Source organism: Micromonospora sp. AP08 (assembly GCF_008085935.1).
GTDB lineage: Bacteria > Actinomycetota > Actinomycetes > Mycobacteriales > Micromonosporaceae > Micromonospora > Micromonospora chersina.
Genome location: NZ_VSEZ01000021.1, coordinates 14,914 through 41,641 on the forward strand (window position 1 = coordinate 14,914; position 26,728 = coordinate 41,641).

Below are 26,728 nucleotides of genomic sequence, written 5' to 3' on the forward strand. Positions count from 1 at the left end.
GCAGTTGACCTACGATCCTTAGGTCCGTGGTTCAGCTCACCTAATAATCGATGGAGTTTGGCGGCGTTCTGCGGTTCAATAGACACATCAAGGGGCTGACAACCGAATAGCCAGGAGGAGAGACCCAGATGAGCATGATCGAGCGAATCCGCAACCGCCGCGACGCCAACCGCCGCGCCCGCGCCATCGAGCACGCGCTGCGTTCCGCCAACTCGCCCGCGGTCCGCGAGGAGCTTCTCGCCATCGCCCAGCGTCACATGAGCTGACGCTCCCCAACTTTCCTCACCTCCTCCAGTTCGAAGACCCGCCCGGGCGCACCGGGCGGGTCTTCGGCGTCTCACATCGATTGACACCGGGATTCCACCTCGCCGCACCGCCCGGTACGGTGGGGCTCGGTCGCCAACCGCCCGCCCCCGGACCGATCGCCTCGACAGCAACCGATCGATATCGTCCGGTGACGTTCGGTGACGGCCGGTGCTCCCCCGGGCGCCTCCGGGCGGCCACCGGATACGGTGCGGGGAGCCCGCACGGCCGGTACCTGCCGGCGACGCCGGCAGCCATGCCGACGGTCCCGATCGGCATATCGGCGGCCGACATGTGATGGAGGAGGCGCACCCATGACGTCCGAGGCCCCGCACCGCCCCGGCCAGGAGCCGGGCGAGGTGTCGCCGGGCGCCGGCGGACCGGTGCCGTACGGCGACCGCCCGGCGCAGCAGGACAACGGGTACGGCGCGCCCGACCTCGGCTGGGCGCCGCCCCCGCCGGCCGGTCGGCCCGCGCAGCCGGCCCCCGCCTGGGCCGCGGCCGACGACCAGCCCCCCGCCTGGTCGCCGCCGGGCGGCCAGCCCGCCGCCGGCCGGGCCACCGCCCAGGTGCCCCCGCCGGCCGAGCCGGGCGGTTGGGGCGCCCCCGCGCAGCCCGCCTGGGCCGCGCCCGAGCAGTCCGCTCCGGCCTGGGGCGCGCGCGACCAGGGCGCACCCGCCTGGGGCACGCCGGAGCAGGGCGGCCCTCACCGCGCCGCCGAGCAGGGGCCGCCCGCCTGGGGCGCCGCCCCCCAGAGCAACCCCACCGAGTCCAACCCGCCGGCCTGGGCGAACGAGCAGGGCGGACCCGCCTGGGGCGCCGCCCCGGCCCCGGCCGGCGAGCAGCCCGCCTGGGCGCAGGCCGGCGATCCGGGCAACCGCGGCGCCGCCCAGGTGCCCGCGCCCGCCACCGTGCCGAACGAATCGTGGGCCACCCCGGCCGGGCAGGACGACCCCCACCGGTCCGGCGGGTGGAGCCCGGCCGGCGGGCAGCAGGACGACGACCGCGCCGGTGGCTGGCGCCCGGCGCAGGAGGACAACTCCGGCGGTTGGGCCGTCGGGGCCGCCGCCCAGCAGCAGGACGACCAGCCCGCCTGGGGCCAGCAGGGCGAGCAGCCCGCCCCCGGCTGGTCGCCGGCCGATCCGCCCGCCCGCGCCGCGGCCAAGGTCTCCGTCCCCGGCGCCGCCCGGCCCGAGGGCGCCTGGCCCGGCCAGCAGGATCAGGGGCGCTCCGGCGGCTGGCCGGCGCAGGACGACGACCCGGCCCGCTCCGGCGGCTGGCAGAACGGCCCGGCGGCGCAGGCCGACGAGGCGGGCCGCGCCGGCGGCTGGGAGAACGGCCCGGCGCAGCAGGACGAGCCGGCACGCGCCGGCGGCTGGGAGAACGGCCCGGCGCAGCAGGACGAGCCGGCACGCGCCGGCGGCTGGGAGAACGGTCCGGCGCAGCAGGACGAGCCGGCACGCGCCGGCGGTTGGCCGGCGCAGCAGGACGAGCCGGCACGCGCCGGCAGCTGGGAGAACGGCCGCGACGACGACCCGGACCGCTCCGGCGGCTGGGCCGCGGGTCGGTCCGCCGGCGCCGCCGAGGCGCCGCAGCCGGCCGCCTGGGGCGGCCCCGAGGAGCAGCGTCCGGCGGCCGCCTGGAACGGCGCGGCGGCGGTGCCACAGCAGCGCGAACCGGCCGACGAGCCGGGGCAGCCCGGCTGGGGTGCCGCCGCGCCCGCGCCGACCGAGGCGCCCGCCCGGGCCAGCGCGTCCGTCCCGTCCCCCGACTCGCCGCCCGCCTGGGCGGGCAACCAGGACAACCCGGGACAGTGGGGGCGCGAGCGTCCGGCCATCCCGGAGGCCGAGCCGTGGTCGCCCGACGAGGCGTGGGGCCGGGCCGCGGAGGCCCAGCCCGAGCAGGCCGCGTCGCCGGCCTGGGAACCGGCCCGCGCCGACGACGGACCGATCTACGAGGCGGCCCCGGGCCCGGGGATCTCCCCGGCCAACGCCGTGCCGCTGCCGCCGCAGGAGCAGCGGGTGCCGGGCGCCGCCCTGGCCTCCGCGCCACCCGCCGACTACGCGTCGTTCAACCCCGGCACCGAGTCGGGGGACCGGAACCCGCGGGCGTACGAGCCGGAGCAGGCCGCCGAGGCCGGCTGGGGCGCGCCCGGCCCGGCGCATGAGGAGCCGCAGTCGCCGGCCGGGCCGATGGTCCCCGGGCCGCGTACGTCGCCGGAGGCCGGCGCGGGCGGTGCCGTCTCGGCCAGCGCCTCGGTGCCGATGGCCAGCCGGGTCACGCCCCCGGCCGACCAGCCGCTGCCCTCGACCGGCGGCTCGGCCCCGCAACCGCGGGTCTACGGCCGACCCGCCCGCCCGGAGCCGGAGGAGGCGCCCGGGCAGGACGGCCCGAACGGCTTCCCCGAGCCGGGCCCGCAGTCGCGGACGGACGAGTCGGACCGCCAGCACGGCTACGCCGACGCGCCCCCGGTGCACTCGGCCCCGCCGTCGTCGCCCGCCGCCCCGCCGCCGTTCCCGCCCGGCGTGCCGTCCTTCATGGACGCGCCCGGCAGCAACCGGCCGGTCAACGGCGTGCACCCGCACAACGGCGAGCGCCCCGGCGGGCCGCACGACCCGTTCGGGCCCCCCGGTGGGCAGCGCGACCCGTTCGGCGCCCCCGGCGGGCAGCAGGACCCGTTCGGCACCCCCGGCGGGCAGCAGGACCCGTTCGGCACCCCCGGCGGGCAGCAGGACCCGTTCGGCGCCCCCGGCGGGCAGCAGGACCCGTTCGGCGGGCGGAACGGCCGCCACGACGCGTTCGGGGGGCCGGGAGGCGCTCCCGGAGACCCGCACGGCGGGCCGGCCGGCGGCCGCGCCTCGGTCGGCGTACCGGGGTCGGGGCCGATGGGCGAGCCGGGCGGCTTCCCGCCCGCGTTCCCGCCGCCGCCGCAGCAGGCCCCGCCGGCCTGGCCGCACGCGGGCCCGGGCGGTGACCCGGACCAGGGCCGCTTCGAGGCGTTCCGGCCGGAGGCCGAGCCGAAGACCGAGGCGCCCACGCCGAAGGTGCGCAACGGCCGGGTGCTGGCTGCGGTGCTCATCGCCGCGGTGCTCATCCTCGCCGTGCCGCTCGGCCTGCTCACCCTGCTCGGCAAGGTCGGTGGGGACGACAAGCCGGCCGGCTTCGACCCGGCGGTGGGCTCCTGCGTCAAGCAGTCCGGGACGACCGCGGTGCCGGCCACCTGCGGCGAGCAGGGCGCGTTCACGGTGGTGTCGAGGGTGGACAGCAAGGACAAGTGCGCCGACCCGGCGCAGCCCCAGGTGGTCCTGCCGGGCGACGGGGCCAACCGGGTGCTCTGCCTCAAGCCGGCGGGCCAGTAGCAACTCCCACGACGGCGGGGCCACGGTGATCGTGGCCCCGCCGTTGTCGTCTCTGCCGCCAGTCGTCACTTCGTCCAATGGGGATCGCGGCCGAGGTAGGCCAGCAGGGCGGCGACCGGGTCGTCGCCGGGCCGGGCGGGCAGCGCGGCGGCGTACGCGAATCCGCGCAGCGGCTCGACGGTCGCCCGGGCCGCCGGCATGAGCTGGGCGGCCAGCTCGGCGGTGAGCGGGGCCGGCTGCCCGGTGGCCACCGCGACGTCCCAGGCGTGGACCGCGGCGTCCAGCGCGCAGGCTGCGGCGGCGAGCTGCGGGTCCATGGTCGGCACGGGCGGCAGCGGCGTGCCGACCGGTCCGGCGGCGGGGTCGACCCGCGCCCACGCCGCGTCGGCGGCCTCGATGGCGCTCCGCACGATGCTCTGAAAGCCCTCCTCGTGACCCCGCGGCGGCTCGAACGGGTTGTACGTCGGCATCGTGCCGGCGCCGAGGGTCGCCGCCCACGCGTGCTGGTCGCCGGCCGCGTGCATGAGCACCTGCCCGACGGTCCACCGGTGGCACGGGGTCGGGTCGTCGAGCCGGTCGGCCGGCACTCCCTCGGCGGCGCGGCGCAGGAGGTCGAGGGCGGTGGTGAGGACGGGGAAGCCCACGAGACCGATCCTTTCGTCGAACGGAATGTTTCGTTCCGTTTCACCATAGCAGAACGGAACGATCTGTTCCAGTAGTGACCCTCGCCAGGGGACGTCACCCTGGCCGACTTCCGCGGCAAGATCGTCCTGCTGTACTTTGGGAAGTCCTAGAAGAGGCTTGCAGCTTGTCATGCCGAGCACTTAACGTCCTCGACATGTCGCACCATGAACACCTCGCCGACCTGTACCTACGCCTGTCCCTCGACCGCGAGGGAAAGACCGCGATCGAGCGCCAAGAGGCCGACTGCCGCGCCTGGGCCGCGCGCAACGGCCTAGAGGTCCGTACCGTACACATCGACCGGGGTCGGTCCGGCTACAAGGCCGTAGACCGCGCCGGGTTTGACGCCGCCATATCCGCCCTCACGACCGGCACCGTCGGGACGCTGGTCGTCTGGAAGGTCGACCGCCTCTCCCGGCGTGGCATGGGCCAGGTCGGCCAAGTCCTCGACGACGTCGAGAAGGCCGGAGGCCGGATCGTCTTCGTACAGGACGGCCTAGACACGTCGCACACACAGTCGCGGATCGTCCTCGCGCTGCTCTCCGAGGTCGCCCGCAGCGAGTCCGCGAACATCGGTCTTCGCGTCGCGTCGGCGAAGGCCCACCTACGCAACCTCGGCCGGTGGATTGGCGGTCAACCGCCGTACGGCCTGGCGGTCGCCGAGGACGGCCGGCTAGACCATGACCCGCGCACCGCGCCGACCGCCCGCGAGATCGCCGACCGGGCCCTGTCCGGCGAACCGCTGGTGAAGATCGCCCGCGACCTGAACGCCCGCGAGATCCCCGCGACGCGAGGCGGGAAATGGGGAGTCGGGTCCCTGTCGGTTCTACTCAAGTCCCCCGCGTTCGCTGGCCTCCTGCCCGAGACCGTCAAGCGCGACGGGAAGTACACGGGGAAGGTCGTCCCCTGGCGCGACCCCGAGACCGGCGAGACGGTCGAGATTGGCCGGGGGATCATCACCCCGGCCGAGCAACTGCAAGTCGTCCGCCTCCTGGAAGCCCGCACCGCCACCGACGCCCTCGGCCGCGCCCGGGGCGTCCGTGCCCAAACCTCGCACCTCCTGACTGGCTACCTGCGGTGCGGTTCGTGCGGGCGTCGCATGTCCGCCGCCGGTCAGTCCTACGTCTGCCAGGGCCGCCGCCTCGGCCACCCGTGCCCGGCGCACGTCACGGCGATGATCCCCGCCGTAGACCGCGCCGTGGTTGACGCCTTCATTAACCGACTGGCCGCGACCGAACCTGGCGACCCGCTACTAGACGCCGTCGCCGAACGCTGGGTTGCCCGGCATGACCCGGACGTGATCCGCGAGCGGGCAACCATCACCGCCGCGCTGGACGACGCTAACGCGGCCCTGGTCGACCTCGAAGACGCCCGCTATCTGCGCGGCGAGTTCGTCGGCCCCGAGGCCGTCCAGCGATGGACGCGTTTACACGAACGGCTGACCACCCGCGTTGCCGGACTGCGCCGCAACCTCGCCGAGTTCCCCTTGCCCGAGGCCGATATCAGCCCGCTACTCGACCCGGTCCTAGCCCGCGAAGCGTGGGACGTCGCCACGGTTGCCGACCGCCGCGACCTCCTCGGCTTGGCTCTGAACGCCGTAACGGTCCTACCTGCGAACGGTCGCCGGGGCGTGCGATTCGACCCCGCCGCGCGCCTTCGCTTCACCTGGGCCGACGAACCCGAGCCCGCGCCGGTCAACTGACCCCGCCGCCCGCCCACATAAAGGCAGGCCCCGGCCGAGGCGATTCCGCCGCCGACCGAGGCACTAACGAACCCCAGGAGGTTCGCTGTGCCCCACCCTATCTACCCCCCCGACGCCTCGCCCTCGCCGTCGTCGGCCGCGCCCGCGACCTCGTGCCCTTCCTCGCGGCCCTGGCCGCCGCCCATCCGTCCGCCTCGACGTCGGGGCGTGCCGCATGACCGCCCGCCGTTTCGGGTCCCTCGCCGGTGCCGTCGCGGTAACCGTGATCCCGGCCGTTGCGAGCTACGACCATATGAGGACCGTCGCCCTGGACGCCGGGCAACCGGCCTTCCTGGCCGCGCTCCTACCCCTGTCGCTGGACGGCCTCGTCCTCGTCGGGACCGTGGCCCTCGGCGACGGCCGCCGCTCGCGGTGGTCGGCCTGGCTCGCCTTCCTCGTCGGCGTGGCCGCTTCGCTGGCCGCGAACGTCATGGCCGCCGAGCCCCACCCTGTCCCGTGCCGTGTCCGCGTGGCCCGCCGTGGCCTTGCTGCTCACGGTCGAGGTGTTGGCACGATCCGGCCGCGCCCCGGCGACGACGGTCACGAGCATGCCCACCGCGCCGACCTCGGCCACGACGCCGCCGACGGCCACCCCAGCGACGCCCCCGGCCACGGCCACGACGACGGCCACGCTCGCCAGTCCGGCCACCGTGCCGACGACGCCCTCGGCCCGGCGTGACCACCGCCCCCCGCGGCCACGGCCGAGATGTGGCCGCCGAGATTGGCCGAGCGCCGCGGACGGCGCGTCGATATATGTCGGCCGTCCGCGCGAAGATGACCACCGCGACGGCCGTGGCCGGCGCCTAACCTCCCAGCGGGGGCGGTGTCCGCCATGGCCGCCGGCCCCGCCCTCGCCCTCGCCCTGGCCCTCGCCCGTCCCATCGTCCAAGGAGCGCCCTCATGCCCTGGCGTCCGTCGCCCGCGTCCCTGTCCTACGCCCCGCCCGCCTACCCCTCGCACGACTACAAAGGCGAGGGCGAAATCATCACGATCCGCTGCGTCGGCGAGGTCGTCGGCCACATGACCCGGAAGGACGGCGACTGGACCGCGATCGGCTGGCTTCCCCGGCCGGGCCTCAGCGAAGCGGCCGGGATCGTGCGCGAGATCGTGGAGGACATCCTCCGCGAGTTCTCCCGCGACGGCCGCCCGATGGTCGACGCCCTGGCGGAGGTCCTCAACAAGACCCAGCACGACCGGCCCGTGACCGGCCCGCTGGACGGCTTCCGGCACCCACTGGCCGACGAGGACACGCAGTAGCGTCCACGCGCCGGGGGACGGTGGCGGTTCTGCGGGAATCAATGGCTGAGCCTGTTGCGGTCGCAGTCCATACTGGAGACAGACGGATAGTCGGGCCAGCAACCTCGCCGGAGAGAGTGATTCGTGTCGACGGACCAGGTAGCTACTCTCGTCTTCTCGACCGCCGCTGTCCTAATCTCCATCGGAGGTCTGTTCGTCTCCGTCTTAAGCTTTCGGCGCTCTGGTCCACAAATATCGATCAGACCAGTCGCTGAAGTTAAGGAGGCCAACAAAACGGTTGCATCATGGGCCGGAGTGGCGGGGTCCGTGATAAACAGCGGGCAGGCCGCAATCCAAATCACCCGTGTCGGCTATGTTGTTCGGGTTCGCACGTACCGCTTCATTGGCTGGCGGCAGCCGGCGCGGTATTCCATCGGAGTAAAGGATGGGTCAACGCGACTGGAAGGCTTCCACTCAAAGTCTTTCACGCTTCCGGCACCCATCTTGACTCTCATGTTGTACCACAATAAAGGCAAGGACGCTCGGGTGCGTGTGTTCATTGAGGTTGGTTCTGGTCGCACCATCATGAGCGGACCAGTGCGGGTGCCGGCATACGCGCTGAGCGACGGATTTTCGTCACAAGGCAGGCGCAGGAGCGTGCCAAGATTCGAGTCCTTCAAAATCTGGATTATGTCGCGCATGCCGGTGAGCATGGCTGCGGAACTTGGCGTGCCGGCTAGATATCGGAACCGAAGGAAATGGCGAGATTGGCGACTGGACCGCGTCGCCTTCCTGCCGCACCCCAAGAAGATCCCCGGCCACGTCGAGTTTTTCGACGGATAGTCCTTCCGCACACCGCGCCGCTGGACGTTGTCCGCGATGGCCGACGACGATTAGCCCACTCACACCTCCAAAGAGAAAGAAGAGCCGCGCACGAATGCGCGACCCGTCGTCCAAACCTCGATCCTGACTAGCAAATTGCTCGGACCCGCACCCCGAAGGGGCCCTACTCGGTCAGCGGAAGAGCTTGAGGAGGAAACGCAGGGGCAGGAACATCAGCTGGACCGTCCACTTAATCGAGTAGTACATCAGGCGGAACATCAGGGTGAACAGTTGAACGACGATGCCCACGGGCCGTGCCTTTCTTTGTGTGTGACTGGCGCGATGATCTTAGGGCAGCCAGGAGACCTTCGCGCCGCCCCCTGCTCCGGCCCCACCCAAGCCGCCCCGGCATCCCGCCGAGGGCGGCTTTCGGCGTTGCCGCGACCGCGAATCCCTTTTACGTCCTGTCGTCCATATTGATAAATACCGCTTGAACACGCTGGCGCATAGGCCTAGTAGGGGGAGATGTCCGTCCGTTCGGATTCCCGCGTCGTCACCCCCCGCTGGCCCATAGGCCAGATAGCGGGGATGAGCGCGCGGTATCAAGCCCGGCCCAAAGGCCAGGTAGACGCCGCTGCGTTATGTGCCAAAACCCCCCGGCGTAATCTCAGGCCCATGAGCGCCCACGAAGGAGACGGCCCGACGCCGCCCCGTTTCCCGCCCGACCTCATCGACGAACTGTGCGCGTGGATCGCCGACCAGCTCGGCGAGCCGCACCCCGTACGCCACCCGGCCTGTCGGCCCGTTCCGACGAGCCGCCGCCGTCGCGCCTGACCCCCCATAGGACCCCTTCCTGCGCCCGCTCGGCCCCGGTACCTAGTCCAGCTAGCGCCGGGGTCGTTTGGTGTTTCTAGGGCCTCTCTCGGCGTCGTTCGCGGCGTGGCAGGCTTGGCCGCATGACCTCTGCACCACGGGTACGAGCTCCCGAGCTTCGCGGGCGGGCTTGGCTGAACACAGGCGGACGAAACCTGACATTGCGGGACCTCCGAGGTCGTTGCGTCATCCTAGATTTCTGGACCTTCTGCTGCATCAACTGCCTCCACGTGCTCGATGAACTGCGCCCGCTCGAGGAGAAGTACGGCGACGTCCTGGTCGTCATCGGGGTGCACTCGCCGAAGTTCGAGCACGAGAAGGACCCGGTGGCCCTCGCCGCCGCCGTCGAGCGGTACGGCGTGCACCACCCGGTGCTCGACGACCCCGAGATGGACATGTGGCAGCAGTACGCGGCGAAGGCCTGGCCGACCCTCTCGGTGGTCGACCCCGAGGGCTACGTGGTGGCCACCATGGCCGGCGAGGGGCACGCCGAGGGGCTGGCCCGGCTGATCGACGACCTGATCGCCACCCACGAGGCGAAGGGCACCCTGCACCGGGGCGAGGGCCCGTACGTGCCGCCGGCCGAGCCGGAGACCGCGCTGCGCTTCCCCGGCAAGGCCGTGGTGCTCGACGGCGGCAACCTGCTCGTCTCCGACTCGGCCCGGCACTCCCTGGTCGAGCTGGCCCCGGACGGGGAGACCCTGGTCCGGCGGATCGGCACGGGTGACCGTGGCCACGCCGACGGCCCGGCGGAGGCCGCGACCTTCTCCGAGCCGCAGGGGCTCTGCCTGCTGCCCCCGCACATGGCCGAGGTGGCCGGCTACGACCTGGTCGTCGCCGACACCGTCAACCACCTGCTGCGCGGCGTGAAGCTGGACACCGGCGAGGTGGTCACGGTCGCCGGCACCGGGCGGCAGTGGCGCTCCACGGTCGACGACCACGCGCACGACGCCCGCTCCGTCGACCTCTCCTCCCCCTGGGACGTGGCCTGGTACGACGACCGGGTCGTGGTGGCCATGGCCGGCATCCACCAGCTCTGGTGGTTCGACCCGACGAAGCGGACCGCCGGCATGTACGCCGGCACCACCGTCGAGGCGCTGCGCGACGGCCCGCTGCCGGACGTGTGGATGGCCCAGCCCTCCGGCCTGTCCGTCTCGGCCGACGGCGCCCGGCTGTGGGTGGCCGACAGCGAGACCAGCGCCATCCGCTACGTGGAGAACGGCGTGATGGGCACCGCCGTGGGGCAGGGCCTGTTCGACTTCGGCCACGTCGACGGCCCGGCCGACCGGGCGCTGCTCCAGCACCCGCTCGGGGTGTGCGCGCTGCCGGACGGCTCGGTGCTGATCGCGGACACCTACAACGGCGCGGTGCGCCGCTTCGACCCGGAGACGAACCAGGTCGCCACGGTGGCCGACGGGCTGGCCGAGCCGAGCGACGTGGCGCTCACCACCGAGGGCGAGGTGCTGGTGGTCGAGTCGGCCGCGCACCGGCTGACCCGGCTGGCCCCGGGCGCGCTGACCGCGGCGGGCGCGAACACCGTGGACGGCCCGCGGCACAAGCTGGAGCGCAAGCCCACCGACGTGGCGGCCGGCGAGCTGACCCTCGACGTGATCTTCACGCCGGGGCCTGGGCAGAAGCTGGACGAGACGTACGGGCCGTCGACCCGGGTGGTGGTCTCGGCGTCCCCGCCGGAGCTGCTGGTCGAGGGGGCCGGGACGAGCACGGACCTGTCCCGCCGCCTGGTGCTGAGCGGCGACGTGGCGCAGGGGGTGCTCCAGGTGACCGCCCAGGCGGCCACGTGCGACGCCGACGTGGAGCACGCGGCCTGCCACCTGACCCGGCAGGACTGGGGCGTGCCGGTCCGCGTGGTGGCCGGCGGGGCGACCCGCCTGCCGCTGGTGCTGCGCGGCCTGGACGCCTGACGGGCCGGGCCGCCGCTCAGGCGAACGGGGTGGGCGTGACCCCGGCGTCGATGAGCGCGGCCCGGACCAGTTCGGCGCAGCGCACCGCGCCCGGGGTGTCGCCGTGCAGGCAGATCGACTCGACCGGGCAGGGCACCATGCTGCCGTCGACGGCGACCACGGTCCGCTCGGTGGCCATCCGGACCGCCCGGGCGGCCACTTCGTCGGGGTCGCTGACCAGCGCGTTCGCGGCGCTCCGGGGCACCAGCTGCCCGTTGGGCAGGTAGTTCCGGTCGGCGAAGCCCTCGGCGACCACCCGTAGGCCGGCGCCCACGGCGAGCTGTGCGAGGACCGAGCCGGGCGGGCAGAGCACGGGCAGGTCGTGGTCGTACCCGCTGACCGCGGCGACCAGCGCGGCGGCCTGGACCTCGTCGCAGGCGGCCGCGTGGTAGAGCGCGCCGTGCGGCTTGAGGTAGCGCACCCGGGTGCCGGCCAGCCGGCAGAAGGCGTCCAGCGCGCCGAGTTGGTAGACCGTCTCGTCGCGCAGCACGGCGAAGTCGTACGCGATGTGCCGCCGGCCGAAGCCCGCGAGGTCCCGGTAGCCGACCTGGGCGCCGACGGCGACCCCGCGCCGGGCGGCGGCCGCGCACACCCGGTGCATGGTGGACGCGTCGCCGCCGTGGAAGCCGCAGGCCACGTTGGCGGAGGTGACCAGCCCCAGCAGCGCCTCGTCGTCGCCGAGCCGCCAGATGCCGAATCCCTCACCGAGGTCAGCGTTGAGGTCCATGGAACGTCACCGTAGTCCCTGGGCGGGCCTGCGCGAGCGGGGTCACGTCGTCCACCACCCCGATGACCGGGTATCCGCCGGTGGTGGGGTGGTCGGCCAGGAAGATCAGCGGTTGGCCGTCCGGCGGCACCTGCACCGCGCCCAGGACGAGGCCCTCGCTGGGCAGCTCGCCGGCCACCGCGCGGGGCAGCGCCGCGCCGGCGAGTCGCGCGCCGACCCGGTTGCTGGCCGGGCTGACCGTGTACGCGGTGCGCAGCAGCACGTCGAGCGCGGCGGGGATGAACCAGTCCTGCCGGGGGCCGGGGCGCAGGGCCAGCCGCAGTCCGGCCGGCACGGCCGGGGCCACGGTGAGGTCCACCGGGGCCGGCGGCCCGGTCGGGGCGCTGACCGGGACCCGGTCGCCGTCGCGCAGCGGGGGCGGGCCGAGGCCGGAGAGGGTGTCGGTGGCCCGGCTGCCGAGCACGGGTGCGACCGCGATCCCGCCGGAGACGGCGAGCCAGCTGCGCACCCCGGCGCGGGCGGGACCGATCCGCAGGATCGCCCCCGCGGGCAGCGACAGCGGCCGCCCCGTGTCCCCGGGCCGCCGCTCGACAGGCCCGCGCTCGGCGGATGGCTCGTCGGCGGGCCGGCGCCCGACCGGCCGGCCAGCACCCGGCGGCGTGTCGGCGGGACGGCGTTCGACCAGCACGTCCACCGGCGCGCCGGTGAGCGCCACGGTGACGGCGCGGGTGAACCGCAGCTCACAGCCGGTCAGGGTGATCTCCAGGCCGGCGGCGTGCTCGGGGTTGCCGACGAGCCGGTTGGCCAGCCGCAGGGCGGCCGGGTCGAGCGCGCCGGAGCGGGGCACGCCGAGGTGGGCCCAGCCGGGCCGGCCCTGGTCCTGCACGGTGGTGAGGGCGCCGGCCCGGAGCACCTCGATCACGGGCGCACCAGCCGGACCCGGGTGCCGGGGGTGAGCCGGGCCGGCGGGTCGGCGTGCACGTCGAAGAGGACCAGGTCGGTCCGCCCGACCAGCAGCCAGCCGCCGGGCGAGGCGGTCGGGTAGATCCCGGCGTACGGGCCGGCCAGCGCGACCGAGCCGGCCGGCACCCGGGTGCGCGGGGTGGCGAGCCGGGGCACGGCCAGCTCGGCCGGCAACCCGGTGAGGTACGCGAACCCGGGCGCGAAGCCGCAGAACGCCACCCGGAACTCGGTTCGGTGCAGCCGTTCCACCACGGCGGGCACGTCGACACCCCAGTGCTCGGCGACGGCGGGCAGGTCCGCGCCGTCGTACACCGTGGGGACCCGGACCTCGGCGGCGCCGGTGGTGACGGCGCCGCCTTCCGGGGTCCACCCGGCGATCCGCGCGGCGGCGACCGCCGGGTCCGGTACGCCGTCGACCAGCACGGTGGCCGCCGCCGGGACGATCTCGACAGCGCTCAGCTCGCCCGCCGCGCGGCGGCGCCACAGCTCGGCCCGCCACGCCTCGACCTGTTCGGGGCCGTCGCAGTCGAGGAGCAGGGCGTGCGCGCCGACGGGCCGGATCCGCATCCCGTCATCCTCGCGTCGGCTGCCGTGACGGTCCACACTACTTGCAAGTAACCTACGGTGTCGTAACCTAATGGGCGTGACCACCTCCGCACCGCTCCGGCTCAAGCCGGTCGACATCGGGAAGCCCCGGATGCGCGGCTGGCTGCACACCTACGCGTTCTTCGCCGCGCTCGTCTGCGGCATCGTGCTCTGCTCCATCGCCGCCGCCCGCCCCGGGTGGGCGCCGCTGGTGAGCTGCCTGATCTACAGCCTCACCGTGTGCGGTCTCTTCGGCACCAGCGCGCTCTACCACCGCCGGGTCTGGTCGGAGCGGGGCTACCAGATCATGCGCCGGATGGACCACTCGATGATCTTCGTGTTCATCGCCGGCACCTACACGCCGTTCTGCGCGCTGCTGCTGGACACCCGGCACGCCACGATCATGCTCAGCCTGGTGTGGGGCGGCGCCCTGGCCGGGGTGGCGGTCAAGCTGATCTGGCCGCACGCGCCGCGCTGGGTCTCCGCCCCGCTCTACCTGGCGCTCGGCTGGGTCGCGGTGGCGATGCTGCCGGAGATCCTGCACGCCGGCGGGGTCACCGCCCTGGTGCTGCTGAGCGTCGGCGGGGCGATCTACAGCGTCGGCGCGGTCTTCTACGCGCTGCGCCGGCCGAACCCGTGGCCCACCGTCTTCGGCCACCACGAGTTCTTCCACGCCTGCACCCTGGTCGCCGCGATCTGCCACCACATCGCGATCTACTTCGCGCTGTTCGCCTGAGGGCCGCCCGGTCCGGAAAAGGGGCGAGGGCCCCACGCCGTTGCGGGGGCCCTCGACGTTCGCGGTGCGGATCAGGCGGGGTAGCCCGAGCCCGGCCGGCGCACCTCGCGGTACTCCTCGCGCACGATCCGGTCGTCCTGCACCGGCACGACCGGCTCGGCCACGACGCGCTCGCGCACCGGGGCGGCCACCACGCGGCGGCGGCTGTTCCAGAAGTAGAGCGTGGTGATCAGGCCCGCCACACCGGCGAGCATGAGCACCCAACCCACCACGTTCAGGTTCAGCCACCCCAGGTTGGCGTCGATGGCGAACGCGAAGATCGCGCCGAGCGCGATCAGGAAGATGCTGGCACCGATGCCCATGACGTCGCCTCCTTGGCGTCCTGCTGGCGTTTCCTGCCCGCCGCGGCCATGGATGAGGTAGCGGCACACATCGACTTACCCAGGCGCTCGGATCGCCAATCAGGCAAGCTGAGCGCATGACCGACGGCAGGAACCAGCAGCGGACGTTGGTGCTGTTGCGGCACGCCAAGGCCGAGCAGTCCCCGGAGGACCCGGACGAGGAGCGGCCGCTGACCGCACGCGGGCACGCCGACGCGTCCGCAGCCGGCGCCTGGCTGGCCCGGCACGCGCTGCTTCCCGACGTGGTGCTCTGCTCGACCGCCCGCCGGACCCGGCAGACCTGGCACGGGGTGGCGCTGGGCGCGACCGGGTCCCCGCCGGAGGGGGGCCCGACGGGGCCGGCGCCGGCGGTGCGCTACGAGCCGGCCGCGTACGAGGCGCACCCGGACGGGCTGCTGGAACTGGTCCGCGGCGTCGACCCCGACGTCCGCTACGTGCTGCTGATCGCCCACAATCCGGGCATCTCGCTGCTCTCCGCGCTGCTCGACCCGGAGCGGGCGGATCCGGACGGGCTGCGCACCACCGACCTGGTCGTGCACCGGCCCACCACCCGCTGGGCCGACCTCGCGCCGGGCGGGGCGCCCATCACGGCCCGGCACACCGCACGTGGCTGAGCCCACCCGGGCGGGTGGGCTCAGCGAGGTCAGGACGGCGGGGCGGTCGGCGGCGGCGGGTCCGGCGGCGGGGGCATCATCGCGGTGGGGTGGGAAAGCCGGTTCTCCTCCACGATGAGCGTGCGTGCCCGCTTGCGGCGGTCCTGCCAGAACCAGAGCGTGGTGAGCAATACGCCCAGCCCGGCCAGGATGAACACCCAGCCGACCGCGCGCAGGTCGATCCACCAGACGTTGGCCCGGATGGCGAAGGTCATGATCGCGCCGAGCGCGATGAGAAAGATGGCGCTGCCAATGCCCATGTGCGCTGCACTCCCCTGTGCGGTGGCCCTTGGGCGTGCCCTGTCGTGGTCCGCGACGGTTACCCGCCAGGCGGCCGGCCTACCGGCCCGGGGCGGAAAACACGGCGGCGGCCGGCGAGCTGTCCGCTCGCCGGCCGCCGGCCGGTCGTCAGGGTCGAATCACCCCGTGGGGGATCAGAACGCCTCCTCCGGGAGGTCCATGATCTCCAGGTCGGCGCCCTCGATGATCCGCCGGTCGGCGCCGATGCGGGGCAGCACCTCGCGGGCGAAGAACCGGGCGGCGGCCACCTTGCCGGTGTAGAACGCCTTGTCGCTGGCGGAGACCTCGCCAGCGAGGGCCTTCAGCGCCACGTCCGCCTGCTTCTGGAGCAGCCAGCCGACCACCAGGTCGCCGACCGCCAGCAGGAACCGGCGGCTGCTCAGGCCGACCTTGTAGAGGGCGCGGGCGTCACCGCCCTGGGCCTCGGTCAGCCAGCCCATCATCACGCCGAGGATGTTCTGGATCTCGCCGAGCGCCTTGCCGAGCGCCTGCCGCTCCTCCTTGAGCTGGCCGTTGCCGGCCTCGGAGGCGATGAACTCCTGGATCTCGCCGGCGACCGCCATGAGCGCCTTGCCGTTGTCCCGGACGATCTTCCGGAAGATCAGGTCGAGGCTCTGGATCGCGGTCGTGCCCTCGTAGAGGGTGTCGATCTTGGCGTCCCGGACGTACTGCTCCAGCGGGTAGTCCTGGAGGAAGCCGGAGCCGCCGAAGGTCTGCAGCGACTCGTGGCCGAGCAGCTCGTACGCCCGCTCCGAGCCGACGCCCTTGACCAGCGGGAGGAGCAGGTCGTTGACCCGCTTGGCCAGCTTGGTGGCCTTCTCGTCGCCGGCCGCCTCGGCCACCGCCACCTTGTCCTGCCAGGTGGCCGTGTAGCAGACCAGCGCGCGCAGGCCCTCGGCGTACGACTTCTGCATGAGCAGCGAGCGGCGCACGTCCGGGTGGTGGGTGATCGTCACCCGCGGGGCGGTCTTGTCGGTCTGCTGGACCAGGTCGGCGCCCTGCACCCGGTTCTTGGCGTACTCCAGCGCGTTCAGGTAGCCGGTGGAGAGGGTGGCGATCGCCTTGGTGCCGACCATCATCCGGGCGTACTCGATGATCATGAACATCTGCCGGATGCCCTCGTGCTTCTCGCCGAGCAGCCACCCCTTGGCCGGCACGCCGTGCTCGCCGAAGGTCACCTCGCAGGTGTTGGAGACCTTCAGGCCCATCTTGTGCTCGACGTTGGTCGCGAAGACGCCGTTGCGCTCGCCCAGCTCGCCGGTCTCCTCGTCGAAGTGGAACTTCGGCACGACGAAGAGGGACAGGCCCTTGGTGCCCGGGCCGCCGACGCCCTCGACGCCGACCGGGCGGGCCAGCACGTAGTGGACGATGTTGTCGGTCAGGTCGTGCTCGCCCGAGGTGATGAAGCGCTTCACGCCCTCGATGTGCCACGAGCCGTCGGGCTGCTGGATCGCCCGGGTGCGGCCGGCGCCCACGTCCGAGCCGGCGTCCGGCTCGGTCAGCACCATGGTCGAGCCCCACTGCTTCTCGATGAAGAGGCGGGCCCACTTCTTCTGCTGCTCGGTGCCCTCGACGTGCAGCACGTGCGCGAAGGACGGGCCGGAGGCGTACATCCAGATCGGGGCGTTGGCGCCGAGCACCAGCTCGGCGAGCGACCACCAGAGGGCACGCGGGGCGTTGGTGCCGCCGAGGGCCTCCGGCAGGTCCAGCCGCCAGAACTCGGAGTCCATGAACGCCTGGTAGGACTTCTTGAACGACTCCGGCAGCGGCGCGGTGTGCGTCGCGGGGTCGAAGACCGGCGGGTTGCGGTCGCTGTCGGAGTAGCTGGCGGCCAGGTCCTCGCGGGCCAGGCGGTCGACCTCGGAGAGGAAGCTACGGGCGGTGTCGACGTCCAGGTCCGTGTACGGCGCCTGGCCGAACGTCCGGTCCGCCCCGAAGACCTCGAAGAGGTTGAACTCGAGGTCCCGAAGGTTGCTCTTGTAGTGGGTCATGCTCGCTGGCCCCGCTTCCGGACAGGTGTTACCGATCAGTAACTCCAGACTGTATTACTCGTCGGTAGCCAACGACAAGCCGATCTCGGAAGTGACAGCGATTACACACTTCCCGTTCACCCGATGGGCTGACCGCCGGCTCAGCTCTCCGCCGCGCCGACCTCCCAGCTCGGCACGGGCGCGGCCGTGGCGGTGCGCGGCCCGGTGTACTCCATGAGGACCAGCGCGATGTCGTCGTCGAGCCGGCCGTGCACCCACTCGACCAGGGCGGTCTCCAGCGAGGCGAGACCGTCGGCGACGGTGCCGTGGCCGAGCAGCCGCCAGGCCCGGTCGGCGGTCGGGAAGAACTCCCCGTCCCGGCGCGCCTCGCCCAGCCCGTCCGTGAAGAGCAGCAGCCGGTCGCCCGGCTCCAGCCGCTCGACCCGGGGCCGGACCACCGGCATGAAGCCGAGCGGCGGCGCGGGCGCGGGCGGCTCCAGCGGGATCACCGCGCCCCGGCGCAGCAGCAGCGGTGGCGGGTGGCCGCAGTTGACGATGGTGAGGGTGCCGCCCCGCTCCTCGACCAGCGCGGCGGTCACGAAGTCCTCGTCGCCCACGTTGCGGGCCACGGCCCGGTCCAGGTCGGTCACCACGGCACGCAGGTCCGCCCGCTCGTACGCCACGTGCCGGTAGGAGCCGAGCACGATGCTGGCCAGCCGGACCGCGTCGAGCCCCTTGCCGCGCACGTCACCGATGATCATGCGGACGCCGTACGGGGTGTCCATCGCCTCGTAGAGGTCGCCGCCGATCTCGGCGGTCGCCGTGGAGGAGATGTAGCGGGCCGCCACCGCCAGGGTGCCGACCTGCGGGCCCAGCGACCGGAGCACCGCCTGCTGCGCGACCGAGGCGAGCCGGGACAGCTCGGCGATCCGCTCGGACTGGCGCTGGCGTACCGCCGCCACGGCGCCGGCGATCGCGGTGGCCAGCGCGATGCCGGCCACGTTGACCGCGGTGACCAGCGACATCGTCTGCTCGGCGAGGGCGAACGCGGCCCCGATCCCGGTGGCGAGCAGGCCCACCCCGAGCACCACCCGCCAGGACGCGAGCGCGGCGGCGAGGAACGGGGCGGCCACCATCAGCGCCACGTAGTGCGCGGGACGGCCGTCGGCCAGCTCCACGGCGGAGACGATCGCGAGCAGCGCGAGGGCCGCGCCGAGGCCGGCGCGGGATCCGGGGCTCAGCGGGCCGTGGCCCGACTGGAAGGGTTGCGTGCGTACACCGCACAGCATGCCTGATGGACGTGAACGGGTGAATGAACCTGGCCCGTCGTCCGAGGATGTTCTGCCCGGCCGGATCCCGCCGCCGACCCGATCGCCACCGGCCACCCGGTCAGCCGAGGACCTCGTACCTGACGGTCAGCTCGCCGAGGTCGGTCGAGGCGATCGCGGCGAAGGCGGCCCGGGACAGGTCGATGCACCGGCCGTCGATGTACGGGCCGCGGTCGTTGATCCGCACCACGACCGACTTGCCGTTGGCCGGGTTGGTCACCCGGACCTTGGTGTTGAAGGGCAGGGTCTTGTGCGCGGCGGTCAGCGCGTCCGGGTTGAACGTCTCGCCGTTGGCCGTCATCTGGCCCTCGTCGTAGAAGGACGCGCCGCAGGAGCCGCTGTCCACGACCTTCGGGGCGGCGGTGGTCCTCTTCGCGGTCGGCTTCGGGCTGGCGGTCCGGGGCTTGCTCCGGGAGGCCGCCTGCGTCCGGGTCGGGCTCGGGGTGGCCGTCGGCGAGGGGCTGAGGCTCGGCGACGCGCTCGGCGAGGCGGAGGGGGACGCCGAGCTGGGGGCGAGCGTGCTGGGCAGGGCCTCGACGGCGGCCGGCGTCGCGGCGGGCTCGGCCGAGGTGAGCTGGACCGCGCCGACCGTCCCGCCGATGGCGAGCGCCACACCGACGGCCGCGGTGGCGGCGATGCCGGCCGGCGAGGAGAACTTGCGGGTACGAAGGTGCCTACCAGCCACCGCCCGGTCCTTTCGTCTGCTGAACAAACCGGCTCGGACCGTAACGAGAGAAGCACTTCCGAAGTCAACGTGATCATGGTGCTATGCCCGCATTTACCCCGGTACGTGTAGCCGATCAAGCCAGCACCACTCCACCGAACGGAGGAATCAGCGCTGGCCGGGGCCGGTGCGAACTCAGCTGGCGCCGGTGTCCCAGGATGGGGGCGTGCTGAGCCGACGCCTGGTTGAGCTGTTCCGCTGGGTCGACCCCGGCCCCGGGAGCAGTCACCTCGTCAGTGACCTCTCCGGCTGGTGGCGGGATCCCGAGGTGCTCGCCGGGGTCGGGCCCGCCCTGGCCGGCCTCTACCCGGCCGCCCGGCCGACCGTGGTGATCGCCCCCGAGGTGACCGGGCTGCTGCTCGGCCCGCTGGTCGCGGTGGCCGCCGGCGCGGGGTTCCTGCCGGCATACAAGGACGGCGGGGAGCGGCGCCGGGTCGGGCCGATGCGCTGGGCCGAGACGCCCCCGGACTATCGGGGCCGGCAGCTCCGGATCGGCGTGGACGCCCGCCGGCTCGGCCCCGGCGACCGGGTGCTGCTGGCCGACGACTGGGTGGCCACCGGGGCGCAGCTCGACGCGCTGCACCGCCTGGTCCGGGACAGCGGGGCCGAGTTCGTGGGCACGGCCGCGCTCGTGGCGACCTGTCCGGCGCCGGTCGCCGAGCGGCTCCGGCTGCGCGCCCTGCTGAGCGGGGCGCAGCTGCCCTGAGGGGTTGACCTGAAGGGCGCTTCAACTCCCAGGATCGACGCATGGACGACGGCATCCTCGACGAGGCGTACCAACGGCTGCACCGGACCGGCCCGGAGTTCGAGGGCTGGCTCTCCAACCACGGACCGATGGCGGTCGAGGCGCTGGTCCGCCACGGCCACGCCACCCGGGTGCACCGCTGGCTGGACGACTACCTGCGCCGGCTCGACGAGCTGCCCCGCGGCCTGCGGCCGGTCGACGACTGGCGGGACGCGCTGGGCGACCCGAAACGGGCCGGCGACTGGCTCGCCCACTTCGACCGCGAGCTGCGCGACCGACCCTGGCGCGAGGTGCTCGGCGAATGGTGGCCACGGCTGCTGCCGGGCATCGCGGCCGGCGCCACGCACGGGGTGATCCGGGTCGGGCACGCGGTGCGGGTGCTGCGCACCGACGGGGAGAACCCGCAGCGGCTGGCCGAGCTGGGCCAGGCGCTCGGTTACTGGGCCGCGCGCTGGCAGCCGGTGCCCGGCGCCGGCCCGCTCACCGGGCGGTCCGACGTGCCGGCCGCGCTCGCGGCGGTGCCCCGGATCCCGACGCAGACCGGCGGGATCCGGGACCGGCTGGGCCGGCTGCCCGACCTGCCCGGCTGGTCCGACGCCGCGACGGCGCTGCGCCCGCCGGCCGACCCGGCCGCAGCCGAGCGGACCCTCACCGAGCTGGTGCACCGGACCGGGCTCGACTACCTCCGGTTCGGGCACGGCAACCCGGTGATGCTGGTGCACGCGGTGACCGCGCCGACCGCGGTGAGACGCACCCTGCCGGCCCTGGATCCGGCGCTCTGGGCGCCGAGCGTCGCCGCGGCCTGGTCGGCCACGGCCGCCGTGACCTCGGTGTACGCCCCACCCACACCGGCCCCCGCACCGGCGGTGAGCGACGGGGAGCCCGCTGAGGTGTTCGCCCGGGCCGCCCGGCACGGCGACGCGCACGTGGTGAAGCTGGCCGACGCGGTGCTGGAGGCGCACGCCGCGACCGGCGACGCCCGGGTGCTGGCCGCCGCCGGCTACGCCGGTCAGCTCATCTGACGAAGTCCTCGACGGCGGTGCAGACCCGGCCCAGCGCCTCGGCGGAACGCGCCAGCGGGCCGGGCACCAGCATCGAGTGGTCGGCGTCCGGCACCTCCAGCACGTGCGGGCTGAGGCGCCGGGCGACCGCGCCGTCCCAGACCGAGTCGGCGGTGCCGCCGACCAGCAGGCACGGCGCGGTGGCCCGGCCGAGGCCGTCCAGCACGTCCGGGTTGTTGAGCAGCGGGGTCAGCCAGACCGCGCGCAGACCCCGGTCGGCGGCGAGCGGGGTGGCGAAGGCGCCCAGCGACTTGCCCACCAGCAGGTCGGCGCCGTCGAGCACCGGGGTCACCTGCTCGGCCACCCACTCCGGGGCCCGGTCGATGCGCAGGTCGCGAGGCACCTGCCAGGTCACCTCGTGCACCTTGAAGCCGAGGCGGCGCAGCGCCTCCCCCACATACGCGAAGAGTGGGCCCCGGGTGTCGTAACCCCGGCCCGGCACCAGCACCGCCCGCCGATCCGCCATGCGCCCCACGCTAGTCCCGCCGGGGCGTCCCGTGGGGGCGGGCGAAATCCCGCGACGGGCCGGTGGCCGGCCGTTAGCCTCGGCAGGATGTGGCCCCGCATCGGTGGACTCCGCACCCTCGCCCTCGGCACGCCCGGCGAGCTGCGCACCACCCTCAACACCCTCGTGCTGTCCGGCGTGAAGACCGCCACGGCCGGCCTGCTGACCGACGAGTACGCCGCCGAGAACGAGGAGTTGGAACACGTCGGCGAACGGCTGGTCCTGGTCGACGACGACGACAAGCTGATCGGCGTCGTCGAGGTCACCGACGTAGAGGTGGTCCGCTTCGCCGACGTGTCCTGGGATTTCGCCCGCTCCGAGGGGGAGGGCGACCGGTCCATCGAGGAGTGGCGCGAGGGACACCGCCGCTACTGGGCCCGGGTCGGCTTCCCCGTCGACGACGACAGCCAGGTGGTCTGCATCCGGTTCCGGCTGGTCTCCGCCGGGGACGGCGGGATCAGCACCGGCGACCTGGGCACCTGACGGTCACGCCCGGCGCAGCTCCGGCAGCAGCTGCACCGCCTCGACCAGCACCGCCTCGTCGCCCGCGTACCAGCTGCTGGCGCGCGGCCAGTGGGTCACGACGTCGGTGAAGCCCAGCCTTGCGGCCCGGGCCACCTGCTCGGCGAAGAAGTCCGCGCTGCGCAGCGAGAAGACCGGCGCCGAGTCCAGCGACAGGTAGCGATCCAGGGCGGCCGGGTCGCGCCCGGCCTGCTCCAGCGTCGCGTCCAGCCGGGCGGACAGCTCCGCAACGGTCGACCACCAGCTCTCCAGGTCGTCGCCGCCCAGCCCGGTGGTCACCCAGCCCTGCCCGAAACGGGCCACCAGCCGCATCGAGCGGGGCCCGTTCGCGGCGACCACGAACGGCACCCGGGGCTGCTGGACGCAGCCGGGATTGTTCCGCGCGTCGACCGCGGCGAACCACTCGCCGCGCCAGGTGGTGCCGTCCTCCCGCAGGATCAGGTCGAGCAGCTCGGTGAACTCGGCGAACCGGTCGACCCGCTGCCGGGGCGGCAGGGTCTCCCCGCCGAGGACCGCCGAGTCGAAGCCGATGCCGCCCGCGCCGAGGCCGAGCAGCACCCGGCCCCCGGAGACGTCGTCCAGCGCGGTGACCTGCCGGGCGAACGCCGCCGGGTGCCGGAAGTTCGGCGAGGCGACCAGGGTCCCGAGGCGGATCCGGGAGGTCACCGTCGCGGCGGCGGTGAGCGTGGTCATCGAGTCGAACCAGGGGCCGTCGACCAGGTCGCGCCACCCCAGGTGGTCGTAGGTCCAGGCGTGGTCGAAGCCCCACTCGTCCGCCTGCTGCCAGCGCCGCCGGGACTCGGACCAGCGCTGGTCGGGCAGGATCACGATGCCAATCCGCATGATCGCCAGCGTACGACCCGGGTCGGACACCCCGACCCGGGTCGGGGGACTACGCCGTCACCAGGTCGGCGACCACGCACGCGACGTTGTCGGGCGCGCCGGCCGCGTACGCGAGGTCCACCAGGCGCCCGACGGCGGTCTCCGGGTCCTCGGCCCCGGCGAGCGTGGCGTGCAGCGCCTCGGGGTCGACCACCGCGGCGAGCCCGTCGGAGCAGAGCAGGTAACGGTCACCGGGCAGCGCCGTCCGCAGCGCGAGATCGGCCTCGACCTCGCCGGCGCCGAGGGCCCGGGCCAGCAGGGCCCGCTGCGGGTGCGCCCCGGCCTCCGCCAGGGTGAGCTTTCCCTGGTCGACCAGCGACTGGACCCAGGTGTGGTCCTGGGTGAGCCGGGACAGCTCGCCGCCGCGCAGCAGGTACGCCCGGGTGTCCCCGACGTGCACGAGGGCCAGTCGGGTCCCGCGCCGCAGGATGGCGGTGAGCGTGGTGACCGGCTGGTGGCCGCCGGTCGCGTGGGCGCGTACCGCACGGTCGGCCGCGCCGACCGCGTCGGCGAGGGCGGCGAGCAGGTCACCGGCCGGCGCGTCGGCCGGCTCCAGCGGCCGCAGCGCGTCCACGGCGGCGGTGCTGGCGGCGGCCCCGCCCGGGCCCCGCATGCCGTCCGCCACGGCGAGCAGCGTCGCGCTGGCGTACGCGGTGTCCTCGTTGGAGTCCCGGACGGTGCCCGTCTCGCAGCGGACGGCGTACCGGAAGGTGGTGTCGGACATGGTGGTGCCCCTCTCGGTCAGCTGGTCGACGAGGAGCGCGACGGCGTGCCCGCGGGCCACCGTGTCGGCACTGACCCGCCGCCACCAGGCGTCGACCGCCTCGGCGGCGGCGTCCGGCGGCAGGCCGCAGACGGCCTGGATCTCGGCCAGCGGCATGCCGGCCCGGCGCAGCGCGGCGATCAGCCGCGCCCGGACGAGCTGGGCCGGCGCGTAGTACCGGTAGCCCGAACGCGGGTCGACGGCGGCCGGTGGCAGCAGCCCCAGCTCGTCGTAGAGCCGCAGCGCCTTGGGCGTCAGGCGCGCCGCGCGGGCGAACGCCCCGATGGTCAGCAGCTCCACGGGCCCATCCTCCTCGCGCCGGTCGCGTTCCTCGTGCCGGTCGCGGCGACCGGCACGGACCACGCTGGGCCTTGCCGCAGGGGCAGGGTCAAGGCGTTGACGACGTATCGATCACTTATATATGTTGCCGGCGTGACCCAGATGCGGGAGCCCACGTTCCTGATCCTCACCGCGCTGGCGGGCGGCCCCCGGCACGGCTACGGGATCATCCAGGAGGTCGCCGCGCTCTCCGCCACGCGCGTCAGCCTGCTGCCCGGCACCCTCTACACCGCGCTGGACCGGCTCACCGCGCAGGGCCTCGTCGAGCGCGACCGGGAGGAGGTGGTGGACGGCCGGCTGCGCCGCTACTACCGGCTCACCACCGCCGGCCTCGACGCCCTCCGCGCCGAGACCGCCCGGCTGCGCCAGCTCGCCGCCGCCGCCGAGACCCGGCTGCGCGCCCTGCGCCCCCGCACCGCCTGACCCACGTCCCGCCACGCCTTCCGACCGCAGGGGAGACCATGTCGCTCACCCGCCACTACCGCCGGTTGCTGCTCGCCTATCCCCGCGCGTACCGGCGGGAGCGTGGGGAGGAACTGCTCGGGCTGCTGCTCGACGCCGCACCCGCCGGGCAGACCCGACCCACCCTCGGCGAGGCGGTCGACCTGATCCGGGGTGGCCTGCGTTGCCGCCTCGGCCGGCCGGGCAGCAGCACGGTCGGCGTGTGGGCCGTCCTCACCGCGCTGATCTGCGGGCTGTTCACCGCCGCGCTGGCCAGCCGGGTCGCCTGGGAGACCTCCCGGCCGCAGCCGGACCGGGCCGAGTTCGCCGCGGTCTTCGCCGAGGCGTTCCCCGGGCACCGCCTGGGCGAGGACGTGTCGACCGCCCGCGCGCTGTTCGTCATCTACGGCCAGCCGCTGTCCCGCGCGTCCCTGCGCGATCTGCTGCTCGGCGACGGCGGCGAGTACCAGGAGGGGGGCGCCGGCGGCTCCGCGGTCGGCCCGATGCCGACGTCCGAGGCGGAGACGCTGGCGACGGCGCAGCAACGTCTCCGGGCGGCCGGCTGGCAGGTGTACGAGCCGACCTCCGAGGTGCTCCAGACCTGCGCCGACCCGCGCTGCGACCCGGCGAGCCAGCCGGTCGAGACCGTCCTGGTGGCCCGCCGGGGCGACACCGTGCTCCGGGCCACGTTCGACGACCCCCGCTCCTTCGGCTCGTACCTCGGGGTGGAGCTCCAGCGGGCCGCGCCGCCGGCCGTGCTGCCCGTCGCCGTGCTGGCCGGGCTGGTCGGCGGCGTCCTGGCCTGGCTGGTGTTCGCCTGGACGAGCCGGCGCACCGAGGACCGGCGGCGGGCGCCCCTGCTGCTGGGGATCACCCTGTTCCTCTGGTGGGCGCCAGCGCTGCTGAGCACCGCGACGCTGGCCCCACACCATCTCGACGAGCCGCACCCGAACTGGCACCCGCTCTGGGAGTGGCTCGGCCAGCCGACCCTCTCGCTGTTCTTCCTGGCCGGCCTGGCCGCAGCGCTGATCCTGCTGGCCACCGCGCTGACCCCCCGCCGGGACCTGCAGCCGCTGAGGGTCAGCCTCGGCTGAGCTTCGCCAGCATCCGGCCGAGATGCGGCTCGACCGTCCCGGGCGGGGCCGCGGCGACCTCGGCGGGCGTCCACCAGCGGACGGCCCGGAACTCCGCCGGGTCGGGGATCAGCTTCTGGTCGCGGCTGCCGGTGAGCACGTACCAGAGGCTCACGTCGGTGTGCCGCTCCTCCGGCGGGCCGACCGTTTCGGTCACCGTGAGGAAGGCCGGGCGCTCGCCGAGGGCCGGCGCGAAGACGGCCGGCACGCCCAACTCCTCCACCATCTCCCGGCGTACGGTCTGCGCGGGGTCCTCGCCCGGCTCGACGTGACCGCCGCTGGGCAGCCACATTCCGGCCTTGCGATGGTCGACCAGCAGCACCGCCCCGTCCGTCTCGTCGCGGAGCAGGAAGTAGGCCACCAGGTGCGGCGAGGGCGTGCGTGGCTTCACCCGGCGGAAGATGTCCGCCGTCCCGGCCAGCCAGGCCAGTGCCGTCGCCCGGTGCCGCGCCTCCAGCTCGTCGCCCGGCGTGAGCGCCTCGACCAGCGCCCGGATCTCGTCCCGCACGCCGTCATGCTGCCAGCCGGGACCGACAACGTCAGGCCGCCGGGGCGGGGTTGGCGTCGACCGCGGCGCGGACGAACTCGCGTACCCGGGTGGTGGTGTTGCTGGCCAGCCAGACCGGACCGCGACGGATCGGCGGCGCGTCGCGGATCGGCACGTACGCCAGGCCCGGGCGGGCGTGGTAGTGCCGGGTCTGCTCGCCCACCGGCAGCACCCCGCGCCCCATCGCGACCAGGGCCAGCATCTCGGAGAACGAGGTGCCGGCCGGGCCCTGCGGCACGGGCCGCCCGGACGGGGTCCGGTCCGGGGTGCGGTCCCGCTTGAACGCGGCCGAGGTCACCGCCGGGTACTGCACCACCGGGTGGTCGGCCAGCACCTCCAGCGACACCGACTCCGCGCCGGCCAGCGGGTGGTCCGCGGCCACCGCGAGCACCCGGCGCTCGTACCTGCGCAGCTGCCTGGACGGCTC

Annotated in this window: 29 protein-coding genes; 15 read left to right on the forward strand and 14 right to left on the reverse strand. The window is 74.1% G+C overall.

All coding sequences use genetic code 11. The annotated features are described in order from the left end of the window. The first annotated feature begins 128 nt into the window (after positions 1–128). Positions 129–266: a hypothetical protein gene (locus FXF50_RS29460; protein ID WP_165823299.1), complete on the forward strand. Its 138-nt coding sequence runs from the start codon at positions 129–131 to the stop codon at positions 264–266. A 351-nt stretch (positions 267–617) separates the two neighbouring features. Beyond that, positions 618–3,662 (forward strand): hypothetical protein, encoded by a 3,045-nt coding sequence (locus FXF50_RS26095; RefSeq protein WP_148431589.1) that lies wholly within the window; start codon positions 618–620, stop codon positions 3,660–3,662. A gap of 65 nt (positions 3,663–3,727) precedes the next feature. Here the strand turns inward: FXF50_RS26095 and FXF50_RS26100 are convergent, their stop codons facing one another. Continuing rightward, positions 3,728–4,306, reverse strand: coding sequence for a TIGR03086 family metal-binding protein (locus FXF50_RS26100; protein WP_148431590.1), 579 nt, complete (start codon positions 4,304–4,306; stop codon positions 3,728–3,730). Positions 4,307–4,500: 194 nt separating this feature from the next. On the opposite strand from FXF50_RS26100, the gene FXF50_RS26105 reads away from it, so the two are divergent. The 6 genes from FXF50_RS26105 (at position 4,501) to FXF50_RS26125 (ending at position 10,937) form a co-directional block, all read left to right on the forward strand. Continuing rightward, positions 4,501–6,045 (forward strand): recombinase family protein, encoded by a 1,545-nt coding sequence (locus tag FXF50_RS26105; RefSeq protein ID WP_148431591.1) that lies wholly within the window; start codon positions 4,501–4,503, stop codon positions 6,043–6,045. Between the two features lie 214 nt (positions 6,046–6,259). Further along, positions 6,260–6,763, forward strand: a complete 504-nt coding sequence (locus FXF50_RS26110) for a DUF2637 domain-containing protein (RefSeq protein ID WP_148431592.1) — start codon at positions 6,260–6,262, stop codon at positions 6,761–6,763. 221 nt (positions 6,764–6,984) lie between these two features. Continuing rightward, positions 6,985–7,341: a hypothetical protein gene (locus tag FXF50_RS26115; protein ID WP_148431593.1), complete on the forward strand. Its 357-nt coding sequence runs from the start codon at positions 6,985–6,987 to the stop codon at positions 7,339–7,341. A 525-nt stretch (positions 7,342–7,866) separates the two neighbouring features. Beyond that, positions 7,867–8,163, forward strand: coding sequence for a hypothetical protein (locus tag FXF50_RS26120; RefSeq protein WP_187399826.1), 297 nt, complete (start codon positions 7,867–7,869; stop codon positions 8,161–8,163). A gap of 654 nt (positions 8,164–8,817) precedes the next feature. Further along, positions 8,818–8,976 carry a hypothetical protein gene (locus tag FXF50_RS29465; RefSeq protein ID WP_187399827.1) on the forward strand — a complete coding sequence of 53 codons (159 nt, stop codon included), beginning with the start codon at positions 8,818–8,820 and terminating at the stop codon, positions 8,974–8,976. 122 nt (positions 8,977–9,098) lie between these two features. After that, complete coding sequence (locus FXF50_RS26125; RefSeq protein ID WP_148431595.1) at positions 9,099–10,937, forward strand: NHL domain-containing thioredoxin family protein; 1,839 nt, start codon at positions 9,099–9,101, stop codon at positions 10,935–10,937. A 16-nt stretch (positions 10,938–10,953) separates the two neighbouring features. Here FXF50_RS26125 and FXF50_RS26130 read toward each other — a convergent pair whose 3' ends face one another. From FXF50_RS26130 to FXF50_RS26140, 3 genes are read right to left on the reverse strand one after another with little or no spacing between them, the layout of a single operon-like run. Then, positions 10,954–11,703, reverse strand: a complete 750-nt coding sequence (locus FXF50_RS26130) for a LamB/YcsF family protein (protein WP_148431596.1) — start codon at positions 11,701–11,703, stop codon at positions 10,954–10,956. Then, a complete protein-coding gene (locus FXF50_RS26135) occupies positions 11,687–12,724 on the reverse strand; it encodes a biotin-dependent carboxyltransferase family protein (RefSeq protein WP_370464158.1) in 1,038 nt (345 codons plus the stop codon). The genes FXF50_RS26130 and FXF50_RS26135 overlap by 17 nt, the downstream gene beginning before the upstream one ends. Continuing rightward, the gene (locus tag FXF50_RS26140; RefSeq protein WP_148431598.1) at positions 12,622–13,233 is read right to left on the reverse strand and encodes an allophanate hydrolase subunit 1; all 612 of its coding nucleotides are present in this window, start codon (positions 13,231–13,233) and stop codon (positions 12,622–12,624) included. The genes FXF50_RS26135 and FXF50_RS26140 overlap by 103 nt, the downstream gene beginning before the upstream one ends. A gap of 76 nt (positions 13,234–13,309) precedes the next feature. On the opposite strand from FXF50_RS26140, the gene FXF50_RS26145 reads away from it, so the two are divergent. Further along, complete coding sequence (locus FXF50_RS26145; protein ID WP_091322101.1) at positions 13,310–13,987, forward strand: hemolysin III family protein; 678 nt, start codon at positions 13,310–13,312, stop codon at positions 13,985–13,987. 71 nt (positions 13,988–14,058) lie between these two features. Here the strand turns inward: FXF50_RS26145 and FXF50_RS26150 are convergent, their stop codons facing one another. Further along, positions 14,059–14,349 (reverse strand): DUF6458 family protein, encoded by a 291-nt coding sequence (locus tag FXF50_RS26150; RefSeq protein WP_148431599.1) that lies wholly within the window; start codon positions 14,347–14,349, stop codon positions 14,059–14,061. A 116-nt stretch (positions 14,350–14,465) separates the two neighbouring features. Here FXF50_RS26150 and FXF50_RS26155 point away from each other — a divergent pair, with 116 nt between their 5' ends. Further along, a complete protein-coding gene (locus tag FXF50_RS26155) occupies positions 14,466–15,002 on the forward strand; it encodes a histidine phosphatase family protein (protein WP_148431600.1) in 537 nt (178 codons plus the stop codon). A 29-nt stretch (positions 15,003–15,031) separates the two neighbouring features. Here the strand turns inward: FXF50_RS26155 and FXF50_RS26160 are convergent, their stop codons facing one another. The 4 genes from FXF50_RS26160 to FXF50_RS26175 form a co-directional block, all read right to left on the reverse strand. Then, positions 15,032–15,301, reverse strand: a complete 270-nt coding sequence (locus tag FXF50_RS26160; RefSeq protein ID WP_013283345.1) for a DUF6458 family protein — start codon at positions 15,299–15,301, stop codon at positions 15,032–15,034. A gap of 174 nt (positions 15,302–15,475) precedes the next feature. After that, complete coding sequence (locus FXF50_RS26165; RefSeq protein WP_148431601.1) at positions 15,476–17,332, reverse strand: acyl-CoA dehydrogenase; 1,857 nt, start codon at positions 17,330–17,332, stop codon at positions 15,476–15,478. Between the two features lie 140 nt (positions 17,333–17,472). Beyond that, the gene (locus tag FXF50_RS26170; RefSeq protein ID WP_148431602.1) at positions 17,473–18,600 is read right to left on the reverse strand and encodes a PP2C family protein-serine/threonine phosphatase; all 1,128 of its coding nucleotides are present in this window, start codon (positions 18,598–18,600) and stop codon (positions 17,473–17,475) included. Between the two features lie 100 nt (positions 18,601–18,700). Further along, entirely contained in the window at positions 18,701–19,324 is a 624-nt protein-coding gene (locus FXF50_RS26175; protein ID WP_148431603.1) for a septal ring lytic transglycosylase RlpA family protein, read from the reverse strand. Between the two features lie 205 nt (positions 19,325–19,529). Here FXF50_RS26175 and FXF50_RS26180 point away from each other — a divergent pair, with 205 nt between their 5' ends. Both FXF50_RS26180 and FXF50_RS26185 read left to right on the forward strand, forming a co-directional pair. After that, positions 19,530–20,069, forward strand: a complete 540-nt coding sequence (locus tag FXF50_RS26180; protein WP_148431604.1) for a phosphoribosyltransferase — start codon at positions 19,530–19,532, stop codon at positions 20,067–20,069. A gap of 41 nt (positions 20,070–20,110) precedes the next feature. Next, the gene (locus FXF50_RS26185) at positions 20,111–21,130 is read left to right on the forward strand and encodes a questin oxidase family protein (RefSeq protein ID WP_148431605.1); all 1,020 of its coding nucleotides are present in this window, start codon (positions 20,111–20,113) and stop codon (positions 21,128–21,130) included. On the opposite strand, the gene FXF50_RS26190 is transcribed toward FXF50_RS26185, so the two are convergent. Next, positions 21,123–21,635 (reverse strand): alpha/beta hydrolase, encoded by a 513-nt coding sequence (locus FXF50_RS26190; RefSeq protein ID WP_148431606.1) that lies wholly within the window; start codon positions 21,633–21,635, stop codon positions 21,123–21,125. The two genes, FXF50_RS26185 and FXF50_RS26190, sit on opposite strands and share 8 nt — an antisense overlap. 87 nt (positions 21,636–21,722) lie before the next feature. Between FXF50_RS26190 and FXF50_RS26195 the strand changes: the two genes are divergently transcribed. Beyond that, complete coding sequence (locus FXF50_RS26195) at positions 21,723–22,157, forward strand: ASCH domain-containing protein (protein ID WP_148431607.1); 435 nt, start codon at positions 21,723–21,725, stop codon at positions 22,155–22,157. 3 nt (positions 22,158–22,160) lie between these two features. Here the strand turns inward: FXF50_RS26195 and FXF50_RS26200 are convergent, their stop codons facing one another. Together FXF50_RS26200 and FXF50_RS26205 are read right to left on the reverse strand one after the other, a co-directional pair. Then, on the reverse strand, positions 22,161–23,039 hold the full coding sequence (locus FXF50_RS26200) for an LLM class flavin-dependent oxidoreductase (protein ID WP_148431608.1): 879 nt from the start codon (positions 23,037–23,039) through the stop codon (positions 22,161–22,163). 49 nt (positions 23,040–23,088) lie between these two features. Next, positions 23,089–24,141 (reverse strand): MerR family transcriptional regulator, encoded by a 1,053-nt coding sequence (locus FXF50_RS26205; protein WP_148431609.1) that lies wholly within the window; start codon positions 24,139–24,141, stop codon positions 23,089–23,091. Positions 24,142–24,282: 141 nt separating this feature from the next. Here FXF50_RS26205 and FXF50_RS26210 point away from each other — a divergent pair, with 141 nt between their 5' ends. Both FXF50_RS26210 and FXF50_RS26215 read left to right on the forward strand, forming a co-directional pair. Beyond that, on the forward strand, positions 24,283–24,603 hold the full coding sequence (locus FXF50_RS26210) for a PadR family transcriptional regulator (protein WP_148431636.1): 321 nt from the start codon (positions 24,283–24,285) through the stop codon (positions 24,601–24,603). A 38-nt stretch (positions 24,604–24,641) separates the two neighbouring features. Further along, positions 24,642–25,715, forward strand: a complete 1,074-nt coding sequence (locus FXF50_RS26215) for a hypothetical protein (protein ID WP_148431610.1) — start codon at positions 24,642–24,644, stop codon at positions 25,713–25,715. On the opposite strand, the gene FXF50_RS26220 is transcribed toward FXF50_RS26215, so the two are convergent. Beyond that, entirely contained in the window at positions 25,702–26,262 is a 561-nt protein-coding gene (locus tag FXF50_RS26220) for an NUDIX hydrolase (protein WP_148431611.1), read from the reverse strand. The genes FXF50_RS26215 and FXF50_RS26220 overlap by 14 nt on opposite strands. A gap of 31 nt (positions 26,263–26,293) precedes the next feature. Then, positions 26,294–26,692, reverse strand: a complete 399-nt coding sequence (locus tag FXF50_RS26225) for a LysR substrate-binding domain-containing protein (protein ID WP_255510197.1) — start codon at positions 26,690–26,692, stop codon at positions 26,294–26,296. Positions 26,693–26,728: the final 36 nt, after the last annotated feature.

Excerpts from the sequence above, each read along its gene's own strand:
- FXF50_RS26105 (WP_148431591.1), top strand. The coding sequence starts at position 4,501 with ATGTCGCACCATGAACACCTCGCCGACCTGTACCTACGCCTGTCCCTC.
- FXF50_RS26110 (WP_148431592.1), top strand. The coding sequence starts at position 6,260 with ATGACCGCCCGCCGTTTCGGGTCCCTCGCCGGTGCCGTCGCGGTAACC.
- FXF50_RS26185 (WP_148431605.1), top strand. The coding sequence starts at position 20,111 with ATGGACGACGGCATCCTCGACGAGGCGTACCAACGGCTGCACCGGACC.
- FXF50_RS26165 (WP_148431601.1), bottom strand. The coding sequence starts at position 17,332 with ATGACCCACTACAAGAGCAACCTTCGGGACCTCGAGTTCAACCTCTTC.
- FXF50_RS26160 (WP_013283345.1), bottom strand. The coding sequence starts at position 15,301 with ATGGGCATTGGCAGCGCCATCTTTCTCATCGCGCTCGGCGCGATCATG.
- FXF50_RS26150 (WP_148431599.1), bottom strand. The coding sequence starts at position 14,349 with ATGGGCATCGGTGCCAGCATCTTCCTGATCGCGCTCGGCGCGATCTTC.
- FXF50_RS26130 (WP_148431596.1), bottom strand. The coding sequence starts at position 11,703 with ATGGACCTCAACGCTGACCTCGGTGAGGGATTCGGCATCTGGCGGCTC.
- FXF50_RS26215 (WP_148431610.1), top strand. The coding sequence starts at position 24,642 with ATGTCGCTCACCCGCCACTACCGCCGGTTGCTGCTCGCCTATCCCCGC.
- FXF50_RS26155 (WP_148431600.1), top strand. The coding sequence starts at position 14,466 with ATGACCGACGGCAGGAACCAGCAGCGGACGTTGGTGCTGTTGCGGCAC.
- FXF50_RS26210 (WP_148431636.1), top strand. The coding sequence starts at position 24,283 with ATGCGGGAGCCCACGTTCCTGATCCTCACCGCGCTGGCGGGCGGCCCC.
- FXF50_RS26095 (WP_148431589.1), top strand. The coding sequence starts at position 618 with ATGACGTCCGAGGCCCCGCACCGCCCCGGCCAGGAGCCGGGCGAGGTG.
- FXF50_RS26195 (WP_148431607.1), top strand. The coding sequence starts at position 21,723 with ATGTGGCCCCGCATCGGTGGACTCCGCACCCTCGCCCTCGGCACGCCC.
- FXF50_RS26200 (WP_148431608.1), bottom strand. The coding sequence starts at position 23,039 with ATGCGGATTGGCATCGTGATCCTGCCCGACCAGCGCTGGTCCGAGTCC.
- FXF50_RS29460 (WP_165823299.1), top strand. The coding sequence starts at position 129 with ATGAGCATGATCGAGCGAATCCGCAACCGCCGCGACGCCAACCGCCGC.
- FXF50_RS29465 (WP_187399827.1), top strand. The coding sequence starts at position 8,818 with ATGAGCGCCCACGAAGGAGACGGCCCGACGCCGCCCCGTTTCCCGCCC.
- FXF50_RS26190 (WP_148431606.1), bottom strand. The coding sequence starts at position 21,635 with ATGGCGGATCGGCGGGCGGTGCTGGTGCCGGGCCGGGGTTACGACACC.
- FXF50_RS26115 (WP_148431593.1), top strand. The coding sequence starts at position 6,985 with ATGCCCTGGCGTCCGTCGCCCGCGTCCCTGTCCTACGCCCCGCCCGCC.
- FXF50_RS26140 (WP_148431598.1), bottom strand. The coding sequence starts at position 13,233 with ATGCGGATCCGGCCCGTCGGCGCGCACGCCCTGCTCCTCGACTGCGAC.
- FXF50_RS26170 (WP_148431602.1), bottom strand. The coding sequence starts at position 18,600 with ATGCTGTGCGGTGTACGCACGCAACCCTTCCAGTCGGGCCACGGCCCG.
- FXF50_RS26125 (WP_148431595.1), top strand. The coding sequence starts at position 9,099 with ATGACCTCTGCACCACGGGTACGAGCTCCCGAGCTTCGCGGGCGGGCT.